General features: G+C 58.6%; 14 protein-coding genes. 5 read left to right on the top strand and 9 right to left on the bottom strand.

The genetic code is table 11. The features are described 5' to 3' along the window. Positions 1 to 129: 129 nt before the first annotated feature. From YBN1229_RS13095 to queA, 3 genes are all read right to left on the bottom strand, one after another. Positions 130 to 747: a YceI family protein gene (locus YBN1229_RS13095; RefSeq protein ID WP_046478871.1), complete on the bottom strand. Its 618-nt coding sequence runs from the start codon at positions 745 to 747 to the stop codon at positions 130 to 132. A gap of 117 nt (positions 748 to 864) precedes the next feature. Continuing rightward, entirely contained in the window at positions 865 to 2,028 is a 1,164-nt protein-coding gene (tgt, locus tag YBN1229_RS13090; RefSeq protein WP_046478872.1) for a tRNA guanosine(34) transglycosylase Tgt, read from the bottom strand. A gap of 40 nt (positions 2,029 to 2,068) precedes the next feature. Beyond that, positions 2,069 to 3,142 (bottom strand): tRNA preQ1(34) S-adenosylmethionine ribosyltransferase-isomerase QueA, encoded by a 1,074-nt coding sequence (gene queA / locus YBN1229_RS13085; protein WP_046478873.1) that lies wholly within the window; start codon positions 3,140 to 3,142, stop codon positions 2,069 to 2,071. 166 nt (positions 3,143 to 3,308) lie between these two features. On the opposite strand from queA, the gene YBN1229_RS13080 reads away from it, so the two are divergent. Further along, complete coding sequence (locus YBN1229_RS13080; RefSeq protein WP_082101133.1) at positions 3,309 to 4,949, top strand: peptide chain release factor 3; 1,641 nt, start codon at positions 3,309 to 3,311, stop codon at positions 4,947 to 4,949. A 34-nt stretch (positions 4,950 to 4,983) separates the two neighbouring features. Here YBN1229_RS13080 and YBN1229_RS13075 read toward each other — a convergent pair whose 3' ends face one another. From YBN1229_RS13075 to YBN1229_RS13065, 3 genes are all read right to left on the bottom strand, one after another. Next, a complete protein-coding gene (locus YBN1229_RS13075; protein WP_046480563.1) occupies positions 4,984 to 5,532 on the bottom strand; it encodes a glyoxalase superfamily protein in 549 nt (182 codons plus the stop codon). 264 nt (positions 5,533 to 5,796) lie between these two features. Then, a complete protein-coding gene (locus tag YBN1229_RS13070) occupies positions 5,797 to 8,067 on the bottom strand; it encodes a TonB-dependent receptor (protein WP_046478875.1) in 2,271 nt (756 codons plus the stop codon). A gap of 125 nt (positions 8,068 to 8,192) precedes the next feature. Continuing rightward, positions 8,193 to 8,651: a DUF2946 family protein gene (locus YBN1229_RS13065; protein WP_046478878.1), complete on the bottom strand. Its 459-nt coding sequence runs from the start codon at positions 8,649 to 8,651 to the stop codon at positions 8,193 to 8,195. Positions 8,652 to 8,934: 283 nt separating this feature from the next. Between YBN1229_RS13065 and uvrA the strand changes: the two genes are divergently transcribed. The 3 genes from uvrA to YBN1229_RS13050 all read left to right on the top strand — a co-directional run bounded on the left by uvrA (position 8,935) and on the right by YBN1229_RS13050 (position 13,426). Next, on the top strand, positions 8,935 to 12,006 hold the full coding sequence (gene uvrA / locus YBN1229_RS13060) for an excinuclease ABC subunit UvrA (protein ID WP_172655245.1): 3,072 nt from the start codon (positions 8,935 to 8,937) through the stop codon (positions 12,004 to 12,006). A gap of 15 nt (positions 12,007 to 12,021) precedes the next feature. After that, entirely contained in the window at positions 12,022 to 12,453 is a 432-nt protein-coding gene (locus tag YBN1229_RS13055) for a hypothetical protein (RefSeq protein ID WP_046478882.1), read from the top strand. 172 nt (positions 12,454 to 12,625) lie between these two features. Beyond that, positions 12,626 to 13,426: a L,D-transpeptidase gene (locus tag YBN1229_RS13050; RefSeq protein WP_244464930.1), complete on the top strand. Its 801-nt coding sequence runs from the start codon at positions 12,626 to 12,628 to the stop codon at positions 13,424 to 13,426. A gap of 7 nt (positions 13,427 to 13,433) precedes the next feature. Here the strand turns inward: YBN1229_RS13050 and YBN1229_RS13045 are convergent, their stop codons facing one another. Both YBN1229_RS13045 and YBN1229_RS13040 read right to left on the bottom strand, forming a co-directional pair. Beyond that, entirely contained in the window at positions 13,434 to 14,699 is a 1,266-nt protein-coding gene (locus YBN1229_RS13045; RefSeq protein ID WP_076605412.1) for a DUF1134 domain-containing protein, read from the bottom strand. Between the two features lie 113 nt (positions 14,700 to 14,812). Then, positions 14,813 to 15,844, bottom strand: a complete 1,032-nt coding sequence (locus YBN1229_RS13040) for a polysaccharide deacetylase family protein (protein ID WP_432264133.1) — start codon at positions 15,842 to 15,844, stop codon at positions 14,813 to 14,815. 302 nt (positions 15,845 to 16,146) lie between these two features. Here YBN1229_RS13040 and YBN1229_RS13035 point away from each other — a divergent pair, with 302 nt between their 5' ends. Next, positions 16,147 to 16,545, top strand: coding sequence for a hypothetical protein (locus YBN1229_RS13035; RefSeq protein ID WP_046478885.1), 399 nt, complete (start codon positions 16,147 to 16,149; stop codon positions 16,543 to 16,545). Between the two features lie 36 nt (positions 16,546 to 16,581). Here YBN1229_RS13035 and YBN1229_RS13030 read toward each other — a convergent pair whose 3' ends face one another. Then, positions 16,582 to 18,360 carry a tetratricopeptide repeat protein gene (locus YBN1229_RS13030; protein WP_046480579.1) on the bottom strand — a complete coding sequence of 593 codons (1,779 nt, stop codon included), beginning with the start codon at positions 18,358 to 18,360 and terminating at the stop codon, positions 16,582 to 16,584. Positions 18,361 to 18,457: the final 97 nt, after the last annotated feature.

The following is an 18,457-nucleotide window of genomic DNA, read 5'->3' as shown; positions in this document are numbered from 1 at the left end:
TCCGTCCGGCTTTGTCATCCGGCAACTGCCCTATCGTGTGATTGCCATCTGCATATGGCTTATAGGTAATTTGCCCGGCCGTGACCAGTCGGCAACATGTAGGTCGCCTTACTTCTGGAAACCAGTCTATCAGGGCCGCTTAAGCATCTCGACCTCAATCGTGATGCGTATTTCGTCCGAGACCAGAGGAATAGTACGCGAAATTCCCCATTCAGAGCGCAAAATTTGCGTTCTTGCCGAGAAGCCTGCGGCCTGGACATCCTTGTAAACGGGATTGACGTTCGCCAGCGGGTGTTCGCCCAGAAAGTTCCAAACAGCGCTCAGGGTCACCGGCTTCGTAATGCCGTTAATCGTCAAATCGCCTTCGATGTTCGCGCTCTTGGCGCTGGTCATCGCGACGCTGCGGCTACGAAATGTGATATTTGGGTACTTGTTGACGTCGAAGAAGTCCGTGGTTTCTTTCAAATGCTTGTCGAGCGCGGGCACCCCGGTGGAGATGCTGGCCACCTTAATGGTTATATCGACACTGCTTTGCTCCGGCCGGTCGGGCGAGAACTCTACGCGACCAATCACGTCGTTGAAATTGGCGGATTGCCGAGAGATCCCCAAATGATCCCACGACGCCCGCACCTCAGTGTGATCGCGGTCGAGGACAAACGTCTCAGCCCTTGACTGCGTGACCGTGATCTGGAGCAAACTGGCTGCTGCTAGAAGCGCTAGAGCCAGATTTCGCAAACGCCCAACCATGCTTCGTCCTCGATTGCAGATCCTCTTGAAACCGGTTCCCGCTGTGGCTGTTGCCCCCGGCTGCCCACCTGTAACAGCTCGGTCCTCATGGTGGAACATATCACATGCGCGCAGGCGCTATGCTGTGCCCTTTGAGGGTGTCTCCCCGAGCCGCGCTTTGGTTTCGGCCGCCCATTCGTCGAAACGACCCTCGCTGATCGCGTCGCGCATAGCTTGCATCAGCTCCTGATAGAACCAGGTGTTGGCCCATGAAATCAGCATCGCCCCGAGGTATTCGCCCGATTTGACCAAATGGTGGAGGTAAGCGCGAGAATAGTCGCGCGCTGCCGGGCAGCTGCTTTCAGGATCGAGTGGGGACGTGTCCTCAGCATGGCGGGCGTTGCGCAGATTGACACGACCGTTCCAGGTGAAGGCCAGCCCATGGCGACCATTGCGGGTCGGCATCACGCAATCGAACATATCGACACCACGGGCAACCGCCTCAATCAAGTCGAGCGGCGTGCCTACGCCCATCAAGTACCGTGGCTTTGCCTTGGGAAGGAACGGTAGCGTTGCCTCCAAAGTGCTCAACATGAGTTCATGACCTTCCCCAACAGCGAGGCCGCCAATGGCGTATCCCGGGAAATCCATGTCGACTAAAGCCTCAGCGGAAACCCGCCTCAGAGCCGCATCGGTGCCGCCCTGGACGATCGCAAACAAGGCCTGACCGTCACCGGCTAAACCGTTGTCTCGTGCCTCTTCGAATGCGGACTTCGATCGCTCCGCCCAGCGCAAGGACAGCTGCATCGCGCGCTCAACCTCGGACCGTTCGGCGGGAAGTTCGATACATTCGTCGAACTGCATCTGGATGTCTGAGCCAAGCAGGCACTGGATCTCGATTGAGCGTTCAGGGCTAAGCATGTGGCGAGACCCATCGATATGGGACGAGAATTCCGCCCCAGCCTCGGTAATTTTTCGGATCGTCGCTAGGCTCATCACCTGGAAACCGCCTGAGTCAGTCAGGATCGGGCCTTCCCAGCGCATAAAGCTATGCAAGCCGCCGAGGCGGTGGATCCGCTCGGCGCCAGGACGCAGCATCAGGTGGTATGTGTTGCCGAGAATGATATCGGCGCCGGCAGCCTTGACCTGATCAGTGTAAAGCGCCTTCACGGTGGCGGTCGTCCCGACAGGCATGAATGCAGGTGTACGAATGACGCCGCGCGGCGTCAGGATCTCGCCACGTCTCGCAGCACCGCTTTGGGCCAAGAGGCGGAATTCAAATTTCGAAGTCGTATGTTGCATATCGCCGTTTCTTGCTCGAATACCGCCTGCCGCTTTTTACTTACTCTGCGCGGAACAACAGAGATGCATCCCCATAAGAGTAAAAGCGATAGCGCTCGGCCACCGCATGGGCATAGGCTTTTGTCATTGTGTCCGTCCCTGCGAGAGCACAGACCAGCATGAACAGGGTCGACTTTGGCAGGTGAAAGTTCGTTAAAAGAATATCGACGGCCTTGAAACGGTAGCCGGGTGTGATGAAGATGTCAGTGTCTCCGGAAACCGTCTGGATGATGCCGTGATCGTCTGCCGCGCTCTCCAAGAGGCGCAAGGCCGTCGTGCCGACCGCAACAATCCGGCCTCCGTTGCTTTTCACAGCATTAAGCGCCGCAGCGACCTCGGAGGACACCTCTCCCCATTCGGCATGCATGCGGTGGTCTTCGGTGTTCTCAACCTTTACCGGCAGGAACGTGCCCGCACCCACGTGAAGCGTGACGAATTGGGAGCACATGCCCTTATCGTAGAGGGCGGACAGAAGCTCTTGCGTGAAATGCAAACCGGCCGTGGGGGCGGCCACAGCACCCTCTCGGGTTGCATAGATCGTTTGGTAGTTCACGCGATCAGTATCATCCGCCGCGCGGCGGGCCGCGATATAAGGCGGAAGCGGCATCTGCCCAACCAGGGCGATGGCTGAATCCAAATCCGGCCCAGCCTGGTCGAAAGCAAGCGTTACTTCCCCCCCTTCGCCCTTAGCCTTCACCGTTGCCTCCAAAGGTGTGGCATCGGTTTCTCCCGCGGACTTCACGAAGCGGATGCGGTCCCCGTCCGCCAAACGCTTCGCTGGACGTGCGAATGCCCGCCAGTGCCGTTCGTCAACACGGGCATGGAGGTTGAAGTGCACTTCTGATACTTGATCCCCACGTATACGCTGACCGAGCAACGCTGCAGGAACGACACGAGTATCGTTAAAGACGAGGCAGTCTCCCGGCCGCAGAAGACTGGGCAGGTCGCAGAACATACGGTCGGCGGGCGGCTCGCCCGGCTTCACAACCAACAGCCGGGACGCGTCGCGCGGCGACAGCGGTCGGAGGGCTATGAGGTCTTCGGGTAGCTCGAAATCGAAGAGGTCAGTGCGCATGGGGCAACCCTCTGGCGATCCTGACCGGCTTCGTCAACAGGTATGATGCCGCGTAGCTTCAGCCCGCCGGGCGCGCTATGCGCCTGATTTTTTTGAAATGTACAACCACACGCCCGCCCGAACGATGCTATAGGGGCGGGCTAATTCGAATTGCTGAACAGAGCCTATGGACGACAAGACCGCCACCGATGAGCTTAAACCCGCCGCAGATGCGCCAGCCCAGGGCAAGCCTGGGAAGCTGGCGCACGAGATTTCGCGGCGGCGCACCTTCGCGATCATCGCGCACCCTGACGCCGGTAAAACAACGCTGACCGAAAAGTTGCTGTTGTTCGGCGGCGCCATTCAGCTTGCGGGGCAGGTTAAGGCGAAGAAGGACAAACGCAACACGCGGTCCGATTGGATGGCGATCGAGCGTTCGCGCGGCATCTCGGTCGTGACTTCGGTGATGACGTTCGAATATCAGGATACCGTCTTCAATCTGCTCGACACACCCGGCCACGAGGACTTCTCCGACCATACGTATCGCACTCTGACGGCCGTTGACTCAGCGATCATGGTGATCGACGCGGCACGCGGTATCGAATCTCGGACGTTGAAGCTATTCGAGATCTGCCGACTCCGTGACATCCCCATCATCACCTTCATCAACAAACTGGACCGCGAAGCGCAGGAGCCGCTCGAACTGCTCGATGAGATCGAGAAGACGCTGGCGCTCGATACCGCGCCGATGGTCTGGCCGATTGGCAAAGGCCGCCGCTTCCGTGGCACCTATGACCTCGCGACACCTCGTATTCGCTACATCGATCAGGACCCGGCGGGACAGCCCGTGTCCGGCCCGGACGATCCGATTATCGATACGCTAATGGAGCCGGAGGAAGTTGGTCCCTGGCGCGAAGAAGTGTCCCTCGTGCAAGACGCCTGCGGCAGCTTCGATCTCAAGGCGTTCCGCGAGGGGACGTTGACGCCGGTATACTTCGGCAGCGCCCTGCGCAATTTCGGCGTCCGCGATCTCCTTGACGCGTTGGTGTCCTACGCCCCGCCGCCGCGCAATCAGAAGGCCGCAACGCGAACCGTTGAAGCTGCCGAGGACCGGATGACCGGGATCATTTTCAAGATCCAGGCGAACATGGACCCGAACCACCGGGACCGCATGGCGTTCATGCGGGTTTGCTCGGGGCGGCTCACGCGCGGCATGAAGGTCAAGCTGGTTCGCACCGGCAAGACGATGGCACTCAGCGCGCCGCAGTTTTTCTTCGCTCAAGACCGATCGCTAGCGGAGGAAGCCTACGCGGGCGATGTCGTCGGCGTGCCCAACCGCGGTGTGCTGCGGATCGGGGACGCGTTGACGGAAGGCGAAGACATCACCTTCCTCGGCATCCCCAGCTTTGCCCCGGAAATCCTGCGCCGTATTCACCTCAATGACGCGATCCGTGCGAAGAAGCTCAAAGACGCGTTGCGGGAGATGGCGGAAGAAGGTGTCGTCCAGCTCTTCAACCCGGTGGATGGCTCGCAGCCCGTCGTCGGCGTGATCGGGGCTCTGCAGCTGGACGTTCTTGGTGACCGTTTGACGGAAGAGTACGGCCTCCCGATCGCGTTTGAGGCTGCGCCTTGCGACACGGTCCGCTGGTTTTCGTCGGACGATGCCGCCGCACTCAAGAAATTCCTCGAACGCTATCGGTCCACGATCGCGCAGGATCTGGACGGCGACTACGTTTATTTAGCGCCGTCCATTTATAACCTGTCGTCCACGCAGGAGCGTCATCCCGAGATCAAATTCGCGAACGTGAAATCGGTCAACGTGGGCTAACTCGCGGCACCGTAACGCTGCTGCAACGAGTGTGTTAGTCCTGTGGTTCGCAGAATGTAATCCGGTTGCTGAAGGGGTCTGTAACCGTGAGTTCCCGGCCCCATGGCTGGGTCTCGATGGCGGGCTTCATATACCGGTAGTCCTTGGCATTGAGTTCAGCATGCAGGGCCTCGATGCCGGATATATTGACGAAGGCCCGTGCGCCGGGGCTGGCGTCACCGGCATGTTCGCTCAAGTGAAGCGTCAAGCCGCTGCGAGAGACCTGCGCATAGAGCGGAAAATTGTTTCCGAAGCGATGTTCCCAATCGGCGGTGAAGCCGAGAAAGTCCCTGTAGAACTCGAAGGCTTTTTCGACGGAGAATATTCGGAAAATTGGAATGGCAGACCGGATCGCTACCGCTTCGCCTCGTCCGCCGTCATTCTTCTCGGCCTCTATCTTCGCAGCCAGAATATTCCAGTTCGCGAGGCCAAATTGGCGGGCGACGATCTCCAGGGCTGTGCTGTGTGAAATTTCCAGGTCCCGGGTGGCAACCTCTTCGCGCAGAGCCTTCGCCATTACCTTGGCGTCTTGAAACGTACGCACGTCATTATCCTTCCGTTTGCGACGAACAGGACTTGTCAGTGCCCGCATTGCTGACCCGTTCGCCATCAAACGCCTTCCGGCAGGGATATGACGGTGGTCTCGTGGACGCATTCACCTTGAGCGCGTGAAGCGCCGCGGGCGGCCGGCTGCGTCTGGCCGACCGCGAGGATAGCCGAGTGTTCTCCCAGCGATCAAGCTGCGCGCCCCCTTGGCTCTCAGCGGCAAGGGCGGGCTCTGTTGTGCGAACCCACCCTTACCCTAGGTTCAGTTCAGCTTGATGCTACCGAATACCCGCACGCTTGCGCCTGGAAGTAGAACATTTTCGCGACGCTTGAAGGAAGCGTGGTTGAGCACCTCATCGTCGGCAAGGTTCTCGCCTTTCACACCGATCGTCACTGTTTTGCCAAAGCCGCTATTCACGTCGAGTTCCGCCGTGTAGCTCAGTTCGGCGGACACTAACGTGTAGCCCGGTGTTGCTATTTCTCCGTCTGCAAACTGGTTCTGGTCGAAGGCGTGCAGAACACCGGCGCGCGCGAACCAATTTGCATCCTGATAGTAGAGGCCACCACCGAGGCGGTGCGGAGGGATGCGCGGAACGTTTTCGCCATTGGAGAAACGCGCCCGAACGAAGTCATACTGCCCATCGATACCCCACACGCCGTTCCAGATGGGCGCAACATCGTATTGGCCGGCAATTTCCGCACCAGTGAATGTCGCATCCCGCTGCTTAAAGAACATCAGGTCAAAAGCGTGGTCATGACCATGACCGCCGCCATGCCCTGCAGGATCGCAGTGGAAGTGTCCGGCGTGCGGCTCGGGATCACATTCGAGCCCCGTGTCCTGCCGGTAGATGAAGCCGTTGTAGCGGGTGTGATAGACGGAGGCGTCGAACCGAAAGGCACCCGTCGCCTTCTTCAACCCAGCTTCGATTGTTGTCGCCTTTTCGACGTCAAGGAAGGGGTTGCCGACTTCGAAGGTTCCCGTCGCTTCGTGCATGCCTTTGGAGAACAGTTCTGCAGCATCCGGGGCACGTTCGACGTATTGCCCCGTGAGGCGTGCGACCGTCGCGAAGGGAAGTTCGTAGAGTATGCCCAGTGCGCCACTTACGGGCGTGAAGCTGCGCTCTCCCGCGAAGGTGTGGGTATGGTACCCATGCCCCTCTTCCTCGAATTCTTCCCAGCCCGTGCCATCGACCTTCGTACCTTCAATGCGCGCGGCGGCCTGCAACCGAAGGCGGTTCGTGACGTCGAACTCCTCAAACCAGAACGCGGCAAGACTTTTGGTGTGAGCGGGTTCAAGGAGGGATTCCCCTTCGAAGCTTTGACCACGCGTTTTTCGGTTGCCCCAATGCACGCCGATGGCACCGCTCATCCGTCCCAGCACGGTGCCGACGGGCACATGCTGAATTTCGACGCGAGCCTCCTGCTCCTTATTGGTGAAGAGTGAGCCGACCTCGTACTCGGACTCATGATCGGGATCGTGGATGGCCAATTCTTCGTGCGCGTAATCCGACGCGCCGAACCAAAACCGAATGGCCTCGATCGCGCTGTCGCGCACGCGCCATTCTCCCTTGGCCTGAAATCTATCCTGGGTGAGATCGATACGCGGGTTGACGCCTTCTTCTGCTTCCTCTCCGGGAATGCCATAAAAGCTATTAATCCGCGCGAAGGATACGCCGACGAAACCATCTGACCAGACGTAAGATGTGCCAGCTGCGAGCCCCTCGCTATCGACGAAAGTGTTAGCCTGACGACCGTTGGGCGTGTCGTAGTCATCGGTTTTACGCTTGAAGCCATCGGCATGGATGACAATACCGTTGGCACCAGCTGTGGCCTTGAATGCGCCATCGCGTCCTTCGTCGACGGACGTCAGACCGCCCCTGATCTCGCCACTGAACCCATTGCGCGGCATGAAGGTGGGGATGCGTTCGTTTTCTACTGAGACAACGCCGCCGATAGCTTGGCTTCCATAGCGCAGAGTCGCCGGGCCACGCACGACTTCGACGCGGTCCGCCGCGAACGGATCGATGGGGACCGCGTGGTCCTCCGATATGGCGGCGACGTCATGCGCGCCGATACCATTTTCCTGCACCCGGACGCGATAGCTGTCGAGGCCGCGGATGATGGGTCGGCTGGCACCGGCAGCAAAGTTGGTGGCGCTTATGCCGGGCTTGGTCTGCAGCGTATCGGCGATGGTTGCGCCTTGCTGGGCGATAATCTCGCGCTCGGTAGCTACGGTCACTGGAACAAATGCGTCTTCGACAACGACCAATGTTCCCGGAGTCGTAACAAAAGGCTGTGGGGTGGCAGGCACTGGAGGTGCTGCTCCCGGTGAGCTTAATGACGATTGTGTAGATGTGGGCTTCTTCGGATTTTTCTTTACCGGACTTGGCGTCGTGACAACGACGGCTGGGAGTTCAACGACATCACCTGTCGGTGCTTCCTGAGCTTGGGATGAGGAAATGGACGTAGAAGATAACAACGCTGCAGCCGCCGTCAGAACACGGCATGGCTTTAGGGTCGGCGCGCGTTTCATGGAACTGCCCCCTGATACATGGCATTCGAATTTTTGGATTTGTCGGACGCGCCAAAGCGCCTTACCTGGCAGGAAGGCGGGCGCAGCCGTTGCTGGTCCGGGACGCCAGATGCGCGCCGCGCGGACTAACTCACGAGGGTAGGAGGTGCGCGCGCGTGGAAGCCATGCGGGATGGGAAAGGTCGGGAGTGCTGTCGTCTGTGACGGCCTCGCGATATGCTGTAGAGGTCGCCGCAACGCGATGACCGGAAAGGCCGGTAACGTGAGGGCACCTGCAAGCGCCTTGGTCCAGCACGTCGGGCAGTCGGGGTGATCGGCGGGGTGGTGATCGCTAGGATTATGCGCCCCCGTTGAGGGGCCCTCGTCATGTGCGTGCTCTAAGTGATTTGCGGTGTGCAGCTTATCGAAGCCGGCAACGCCAAGGGCACCATTGCTCGCATTGTGAAGGTGCACGTGGCCAGCCGCCCAGGTGAGCTGCACCGCCAGAGCGAGCACTCCCCAGATAAATAGCCAACGTTGTTTGCGCAGCACTTTCACGCCGTATCCCCCAACATAGCTTGTGATATTATCCGTTAGCTCCCGCATGACAACGGAATTCTCCGCGCACGGCGTGTGTCCAGAGATGGAATGCCTTCGCGCATCCGCTTATTTTGGGGCTTTTGGAGACTGGAAGAGGCGGCAACCGATACCCACTTATGTTCAGCGGCGTGGCCGACGGGTCACAAAATCTCGAGGTTTGCAGATCACATCAGAGTTGCACGCGTCCTGCGAGGCTGCGGCGTTTTCGCGCTGCGCGTGGAGCCGGCGGATTCCCTCAAATCACACAAGTCTGATTGCCGCCCCGCGCGGGTTCGGCTAACTGGTTGGCATGGCAAAACAACGTAAGACCGGGGGCGCTCTGACGCCTCAGCCTATGGCTGGCGTCATTCACGTGCGTGGCGCGCGTGAGCACAACCTGAAGAACGTCGACCTCACGATCCCGCGCGACTCTCTCGTCGTGTTTACGGGACTATCCGGCTCGGGCAAATCGTCTCTCGCGTTCGACACCATCTACGCGGAAGGCCAACGCCGTTACGTCGAAAGCCTGTCAGCCTATGCGCGCCAGTTTTTGCAGATGATGCAGAAACCCGACGTCGATCACATTGATGGTCTGTCTCCCGCCATCTCGATTGAGCAAAAGACGACTTCGAAGAACCCGCGCTCGACTGTCGGCACCGTAACCGAGATCTACGACTATCTGCGTTTGCTGTTTGCGCGGGTGGGTGTCCCGCATTCTCCGGCGACGGGCTTACCCATTGAGAGCCAGACGGTCAGCCAGATGGTGGACCGGGTGTTGGCGCTAGAGGCAGGGACCCGTCTTTATCTGCTGGCGCCGATCGTGCGCGGGCGAAAAGGCGAATACCGCAAAGAGCTCGCCGAACTTCAGAAGAAGGGCTTCCAGCGGGTCAAGATCGACGGGACTTTCTATGAGATCCCGGACGCGCCCGCTCTCGACAAGAAATACAAACACGACATCGACGTCGTCGTGGATCGCGTGGTCGTGCGGCCCGATATGGCGTCGCGGCTCGCGGACAGTTTTGAAACCGCGCTCGATCTTGCTGATGGCATCGCGATTGCGGAATTTGCCGATAAACCTCTCTCAGCTGAAAAATCCGGTGGTGCGGAAGGCAAGGCCGCAGGTAAGGACAAGGACACCGGCATCCTTCGTAATAAGAACGAAACGCACGAACGCGTTGTCTTCTCCGCACGCTTTGCTTGTCCCGTGTCCGGTTTCACGATTGACGAGATCGAGCCACGTTTGTTTTCGTTCAACGCGCCTGCGGGTGCTTGTCCCGTGTGTGATGGTCTCGGTACGGAACTGCAATTCGAGCCTGACCTCGTTGTGCCTGACGCAACGCTTTCTCTGGCCGATGGCGCTGTCTACCCATGGGCCAAGACAGGCGCGACGTCACCTTATTACGAGCAAACGCTGGATGCTCTCGCCAAGCACTACGGGGTGTCGATGCGCACACCGTGGGAGCGGCTGCCTAAGCACGTACAGCTAGCCATCCTCTTCGGCTCTGGCGAAGAGGAAATCGCGTTCATCTACGAAGACGGGGTCCGGCGCTACAAAACCGAGAAACCATTTGAGGGCGTCATCGGCAATATCGAGCGGCGCTGGCGGGAGACGGAGTCCGATTGGGTTCGCGAAGAGCTGTCGCGGTATCAAGGCGCGCATCCGTGCGAAGCCTGCGGCGGGTATCGTCTCAAGCCGCAAGCCCTAGCGGTCAAGATCGCTGGACTGCACATCGGTGAGACCGTCGAGATGTCCGTGAAGGCTGCGGATGAGTGGTTCTCGACGCTGCCCGAAAAGCTGACAAAGAAGCAAAACGAAATCGCCGGACGCATTCTCAAGGAGATCACCGAGCGGTTGCGTTTTCTCAATGACGTCGGTCTCGAATATCTCACGCTGTCTCGTAATTCCGGAACTCTATCGGGCGGTGAGAGCCAGCGTATCCGGCTCGCGAGCCAAATTGGTTCCGGACTTACGGGCGTGCTTTATGTCCTCGACGAACCGTCGATCGGCTTGCATCAACGCGATAACGACCGGCTTTTGGTGACGCTGAAACATCTGCGCGATCTGGGCAATACGGTGCTCGTGGTTGAGCATGACGAGGATGCCATCCTCAGCGCCGACCATGTCGTTGATATGGGTCCCGGAGCCGGCGTGCATGGCGGCGAGATCGTTGCACAAGGCACGCCGGATGAAATCAAGGCTTCAAAACCCAGCCTAACCGGCCAGTATCTGACTGGGGTGCGTAACGTCCCCGTACCTTCGGTGAGGCGTCAGCCGCAAAAGGGACGGACGCTTTCCGTCGTCGGTGCGCGTTCCAACAATCTGCAGAACGTCACGGCAGAAATTCCGCTCGGCCTGTTTGTGTGTATCACGGGCGTTTCGGGTGGCGGCAAGTCCACCCTCCTGATCGATACGATTTACAAGGCCGTTGCCCGACGCCTCAACGGCGCGCGAGACAACCCTGGTGAACATGACCGTATCGTTGGCCTCGAACATCTCGACAAGGTGATCGACATCGATCAGTCACCGATTGGGCGGACACCAAGATCGAACCCGGCGACGTATACGGGCGCATTCACACCCATCCGCGAATGGTACGCCAATTTGCCGGAGGCCAAGGCCCGCGGGTACGCGCCTGGCCGCTTTTCCTTCAACGTGAAGGGCGGACGCTGCGAAGCGTGCCAGGGCGACGGCGTTATCAAAATCGAGATGCACTTCCTTCCCGACGTCTACGTCACGTGCGACCAGTGCAACGGCAAGCGCTATAATCGAGAAACGCTTGAAGTGCGCTTCCGCGATAAATCGATTGCCGACGTTCTCGACATGACCGTCGAAGAGGGTGCCGAGTTCTTCAAGGCGGTGCCGTCAATCCGCGACAAGCTCGAGACGCTGACCCGCGTTGGATTGGGCTACATCAGGGTCGGTCAACAGGCGACGACACTATCCGGCGGCGAAGCCCAACGCGTTAAACTCGCCAAGGAACTTTCCAAGCGTGCCACGGGTCGAACGCTTTATATCCTCGACGAGCCTACAACCGGGCTGCATTTCCACGACGTCGCCAAGCTTTTGGAAGTTCTCCATGAACTCGTTGACGCCGGCAACACCGTCGCCGTCATCGAGCACAATCTGGAGGTGATCAAGACTGCGGACTGGATCATCGACCTCGGCCCGGAAGGCGGCGACGGGGGCGGGCGTATCGTCGTAACCGGGACTCCGGAAGTTGTAGCGGCGGAAGATGCGAGTTACACAGGAAGATATCTGAAGGATCTTCTGCAGCGGCGCGGCAAGACACCAGCCAAACCGCCGGATAGCGACGCAAAAAAGCCCGCTCCGAAGCGCAAGACTTCTTCCGGGAGACGGACAAGGCGGCAGGCAGCCGAGTGAGGCGTCAGTGCGTAGATGAGCGAGCATCGGAAAATCACCACGATCGATGCCGCTGGCGAACTTCTCGACTGGTCCATACGCGTTCTGCTCGACTACCATTCTCCTCTGCCGTCGATCGCGCTCGCGACAGCGGCCGATAATATTCTCGCTCACATTGTCCGCGCCAAAGAGGGACATCTTTCCTTAAAGGAAGCGTTGGCGCTCGAACGCCATTCGCATCCGCGCGAAAATCCGGAGCCGATGGACACACTGCGGGATCTCATACGCTATGGGCAACGCGACGACTGGCTTATGGCTGGGCGTGATCTTGAAACCGAAGCCATCGAACTGATCGCCCGTGGCATCATAGACTTGCATGGCCTTGGCGGCACTGTCTCCTACGAAGCCGAACGTTTCCGTCATTGGGTGCTGCAGGCCCGGCCCGAACTTCGTGAGGATGAAGGCTGATCCGGGCTTTACCGTCCGTTTAACTTGCGTCCGGCAAAGAGACGCTTAGCAAGATCGCATTATCCATTGATTCTTATGGACAAAGCTTTTCCATCAGATCACTTCTCAATTTAATAAATCCTCAGAACCCGACATCGTAATCACTTCAGCGTTGTACCCGAGTTGGAGATTAATGATGCGGAAGTTCGCCTGCGCCTATGTCGCGCTCGTCACTTTGGGTTGCGGCGTTTCAGATGCGGCAGAACAGGTTGTCGCGAACGTTGCACCCGGTAGCGGTCTGTCCATTTCAGAGGACCCACCTGCTCCCTCGGGCAAGTCTTCCGCCGAGAGTAATGCGGTTACGGCGGTCATTACTCCGCCAGCGCCAAAGCCAGCGGATATCAAGCCGCTGCCCCCAAGCCTCAAGGTGGCCATCAACCTTTCAAGACAGCGCATGACCGTATCCTCGCATGGCGAAGTCATCCATAGCTGGCCGATCTCGTCGGGCCGCGAAGGCTACCGGACGCCGACGGGCACCTATAAGCCGCAATGGATGACGCGCATGCACTACTCCAAGAAGTATGACAACGCGCCGATGCCGCATTCGGTCTTCTTCCATCACGGCTACGCAATCCACGCGACCTATGCCACGGGCGCTCTTGGCCGCCCGGCTTCCCATGGCTGCATCCGTTTGGCGCCATCGCATGCGAAGACATTTTACAAACTCGTTGAGAAACACGGAAAAGCCCGCACGCGCATCTCGCTAAGTGGCGTTGCCCCGGCCTCTGTCGCGAAACGGCCGAGCACCACGCGGCAGGCTAAATCGACATGGAGTTCTGCCAGTCCCTCCGCCTCAGCCGGCAGGCAGGCACGGCGTTCCGCGTCGCGGCAAGTCTACCGCGCGCCGTCTCAGGGCTACGTTTGGCCCGGCGATCCGACGCCGCGTTACTACAAACCGCGCTACGGCTCCCGAACCTATTCCTACGGGTACTAGAGGGCGATCAGAACGGGTTCCACGTCGGTTCAGACGTAAAGCGGACGTAGCCGACATTGGCGCCGACGCGGAGACCTAAACCGGTTCGGATCGGCGCCATGATCGTCGGTCCGCCCTTCAGTAGGGTGACGCCAACGCCGCCGACCAAATAGGCCGAGCCATCAACGCCGATGTACCTGCGGAACAACTTTGACGGATCGTGCATGTTGTAGATGAGGAACATGGTCCGCGAGGACTCTGCGCCGAAGTCATAGCCGAGCGAGGGACCGTGCCAGTGCACCGTCTGGGTTCCGCCCGTTCGCAGATAAAGCATTCCCTTGCCGTAGCGTAGTCCGGCGAGCAGAGCGCCCCCGCCCTCGGTTCCCAGAACGTAGGCTGTCGGACGCCCCCAGTTCCGGAACGTGTGCTCGATAACTGCTGCCAAGTTCGCAGAGATAGAACCGAAAAAACCACGGCTCGCATCGCGAATTTCTTCAATCGTGTAACCATCATCCGGATTTTCGAAGGCATCCGGTGGAAGTCCCGCCGGCGGCAAATTTTCTTGCGTGTATCCGGGTACACTTGCGTCCGGTCGGCGTTCCAGAAACGCGGTGTCCGGCACACGCGACGTGTCCCCGGCGGACGAGTGGGACGGATCGGATTGCGTTGTCGTGTTCCAGGGCGCCGGTGCCGCGCGCTCCTGCATCTTCGGCGCCGGCGCTTTTTCAGCAGTCCGCTGTTGCGGAGCAGCCCTCGGAGCTGGCTCCTGAGATGGTGCGATCAAAGGCGTACCCGTTTCGCCGCCTGCGACCAGTGGGGCGGAGGGTTTGGCTTTGGCGGGGTTCAACTCCCCATCAATCTTACCCAAAATGTATTTCGACTTTGCCTTCATGACCGCGAGCAATTCCAAGCTCGTGGCCTTTAGTTCGTTGAGCTTGCTACAGTCGGGGGCGACGTTTTCGTCGGTGCTACCAAGTTCATCGACCTTGGCAAGGAGATCGTTGGCTTTCTGATCGAGGCCCGCGATGCGCGCGTCATGCAGATAGTCCATCGCCATCTGCTCGTAGGCGGCATCCGTCCACCCTTTGCGAGCTTTGAGTTGGCGCAGCTTGGCCGACAGTTCCGGCGCGGCAGAGCTATTGTAGGACCGCATCGCCGCACCCGCCTCATCAACCGCTGAGGCGAAATCGTCTCTCGTGCATGTATTGGCGGAGCTCGCGCTCGGCACGATGCACACGAGCGCGAAGATAACGGTGGCGAGCCCGCCGCATACGCCACGCAGCAACTTCTTCATTGCCGTCAACTCTCCCATCCGCGCTCATTATAACGCCGACTTGTACTTAAAAGCGGCGCGGGTCGTCTTGCGCGTTTATTCCCAAGCGACCCCAAAACGCAGTGGAGGGGCCGTCAGTTGCCTGTAATTGTCCGGACCACGCTCGACACCGGGCGGCTCGATGCGGTGGGTCCGGCAAATTCCTTAGCGATCTCCGTATCATACTGTTCCAGCGACACCACTCGATCCTTCGCCGTCAAGTGAACGACGCGATAGCCCTTTTCCTTGAGCTTTTTCAAAAGCTCCGGCATCGCCTTTGCCGTCGACTTCTGGAAATCATGCATCAAGATGATGCCCTTGCCCTGCTTCTCGAGCTTATCGAGAACCGCCTTGATCACGCCCTCGGGCTTACGGTGCTTGAAATCGAACGAATCCAGATCCATCGAAAAAATGGCGATGTTACGCTCAGCTAGGTAGCTGACCATTTCCTTCGGGTCTTGAAGAAACGGGAAACGGAAGAAGGGGGACGGGGCGTCGCCCAGTGCGAACTTCGTTGCGCTTATCCCTTTTTCGATTTCAGCTTTCCCGGCATCCCCCTTCATTTTCCCTTTGGAGAGATTTGCGTGTGACCAAGTATGGGTCCCGATGGTGTGGCCTGCCGCCGCAACTTTTTTCAGGATTTCCGGATGCCAGACGGCGTGTTTTCCGATGATGAAAAAGGTTGCTTTGGTGCAATGGCTGGCCAGGGCGTCGAGAACCGCCGGCGTGGTATTTGGCCATGGTCCGTCGTCAAATGTCAGGACGACTTCACCTGGTTCAAGAAAGTCGTAGATCTTATATTGAGCAAAGCCAAACCCCGGCCCTCCCTGGGTGTCTATTTCGACCGTACGTGAAACGCCAAGCGCTTGGTCATTCCCGGGGCACTGCTCGGCCGAGACTGGAGCAGAAATCGCCAAAGTGGCGGCCATGGAAATTACGGCGGATATGAAAATCTGTCTCACGTCTGGCTCCCAAAATATCGTGGCCGGATAAAATGCTGCCACGTCCCGTGGGGGATAATGCGCCGCGCGACCTAGCGAATTCAAGATGCCCCATGATGGCATACACAGCCAGCGCACTCTTAGTGTTGCAGCAATGCCGTCTATCGCATGCAAGGCGTTGAAAATTTAGGTGGCACCTGTTTCCCACGGAACAGAATGTCGATTGCTGCATTCTTAAGTTCACAGTGGCGAGCGCGTTAGCCCATCGTAACGTTTTGACGAACGGATCGCTGAGCTGGGTACTCGCCGACGCTCCACTTGTTCCCCAGAGCCTGACTGCCCCGAGACCGCGCGTTTCGGGGCATTTTTCGTTTTTTCGCAGCTTTGTACCCAGCCGCGATCTTCGCGCCGGAACATGCGCAACTGCCAGAGCGTTAGGAGATCAAATTCGGGAAACTTGACATCGGAATTTTGAGGGAGAAGCGATCATGGCTCGCATCGTTGGACTCATTGCGAGCAGTCCTGTTGCTCTTGCTACCATTCTTACCGTCTTTTCAACGTCCTCCGCGTCGGCCTGCTTCCGTCACACGTTCGACAAGTGTGCCTCTCAAGAAGCGCAGATCTATAGGCTGAGTTTGGATCGCAAGACTGGCAAAACCGAAATCGAAGAAGTGGTCGACGCACCTCTACCGCGTATGGCTCCGGAACGTTTCCAACAGGTCGTCGACAACGTGAAGACCAAGGACGCGGAAGAAAACAGCAAGGGAAGAAAAACGGCTCCGATTACAGAGGGTTGGGACGCGAAAGTTACCCCAACAAAACCGCGAAAAAAGCCTGTCGCCACCGTGTTTGCGCAGTCTGAGGCCGTAAAGCACACGGTTCGCTAAAGCCTTCCCGATTGGCCGAGGCTACCGGCGTCAGGTCTAGTTGCCGAACAGTAGTTGGAAAAATGATTTCGGCTTCTTGGCCTTTCGGGCTCGACTCGCTGAGCGCGAACGGTGGGACGGGTCAGACGCCCACGGGCCTTCGTTCCAAGGTGCCCAATACGGATCCGAAGACTCTCCACGGTCTTGCTGTCGATAACGAGAAACGGTCGGCTCCTGTCTCACTTGACGCAGCGTGAATTCGTCGGTCACACCATCAACGCTTGCGATCGTCACGCGGCCATTCTCTCCCCACGTCCAGTTGGAGACTTCCTTGCCTTGCCGATGTGGTTCGATAGCCACCACACTATTGGACTTCAAATCGATAATAGCGGCTAATTCGACTTCTTCCGGCTTCTCGCGGCCCTCAATCACGCCGCCATGATAGGTCAGCACACCAATATCGCGGAACGGTGCGTCCTTGAGCTCCCACGACAAAATTCGCGGTTGACCTTCTCCGAGTGGCTCGAGCGGCACCCGGATGTTGGGGTGATTGTCGCTCACAGCGTAAAAACGGCCACTGTTGGCGATCACCTGCCAGCCGAACCCACCAAGTCCTTTAACTGGGGTGTCACTTGCCGAAGCGAGCACAAAACCCAAACGTTGGAGAGAATCGGCCGCGCGTTTGAAGTCAGGTTTGATCGCCAGAGCGCGTCGCAAATGCTCGATAGCTTTCTCTGACCTGCCCTGCGCTTCTTCTGATTCTGCCAATGCCCAGAGGACTTCGGGGTTGTCCTTTTCCAACGCCGCCGCGGCGTCGAGATCACGTTGGGCGATGTCGGGTTGGCCGTTCCGAACATAGGCAAATCCGCGATACGCAAATGCCGTAGCGGAACGCGGATTGAGGCGGATAGCCTCATTAAGATCCGCAAATGCGGCATCGAACGCTTCGGCCATTGTATTCGCCAGCCCACGCGCCTCATACCCGATCGTATCGGAGGGCGCCAACTCGATGACGCGTGTGAAATCCGTGACAGCAGCCGGTGCGTCGCCAATCGCCAGATAGGAATGACCGCGCAATAGATAAGCCTCGGGGTTCGCCACATCGAACGCGATGGCCCGGGAAAGGTCTTCTATGGCTTCGTTGTAGTGGGCAACCTCAATTTTGGCTTCGGCGCGGTTGCGATAGCCTGTCGCGAATCGCGCGTCCGCACCGACGGCCCGCGAAAAGTCGCGGATTGCAGCGTGGGGGCGGTCTTGAGACAGATACGCTTTGCCGCGTCCGGCCAGGGGCGCCGGGCTCGATGGCATCAACTTGATCGCTCGCGTGTAATCGCGGATCGCATCATCGGCGTGACCGAGACGCGACTGGGCTCCGGCACGATTGTTATAGGCCGCAGCATAGCCTGGCGCCAAAGCGATGGCGCGATTGAAATCTTTCAATGCTTCGCCGTGGAGCCCAAGCGCCATCAGAAGATTGCCGCGGTTATTGTAGACCGCTGCATATTCGGGAAATAGGACAACGGCTTTGTTGTAGTCTTCAATCGCCTCGCGTGTCTTACCAAGACGAACATAGGCGACCGCTCGATCGTTCAGCAGAGTTGCCCGCCGGTCGTCGGGAATGTTCTCTTCAGCAAGAATTGCTGTGTAGTGATCAACGGCAGCAACCGAATCGCCACGAGAGAGCGCGATCGCCGCGTCGCGGGCGCGTAATTCGCTTATTTCCGAACGCGCCGGCAAAGCTGAAAACAAGACCGCCACAGCTGCAGATACGACTGCAGCTGTTATCGCCCGCGTCGTCGCGGCCCTTTTTTCAACTGACCTATCGGTATCCGACATTGTCATAAATCGCGGGGTGCTCATCCAGATGGTCACACGTCTGACGAACCGAATGCGTCACGTTGGTTAAGTCGCGACGCGTCTTCAACTTATACAG

Source organism: Candidatus Filomicrobium marinum (genome assembly GCF_000981545.1).
Lineage (GTDB): Bacteria > Pseudomonadota > Alphaproteobacteria > Rhizobiales > Hyphomicrobiaceae > Filomicrobium > Filomicrobium insigne.
This window is presented reverse-complemented; position numbering and strand designations above follow the sequence as displayed.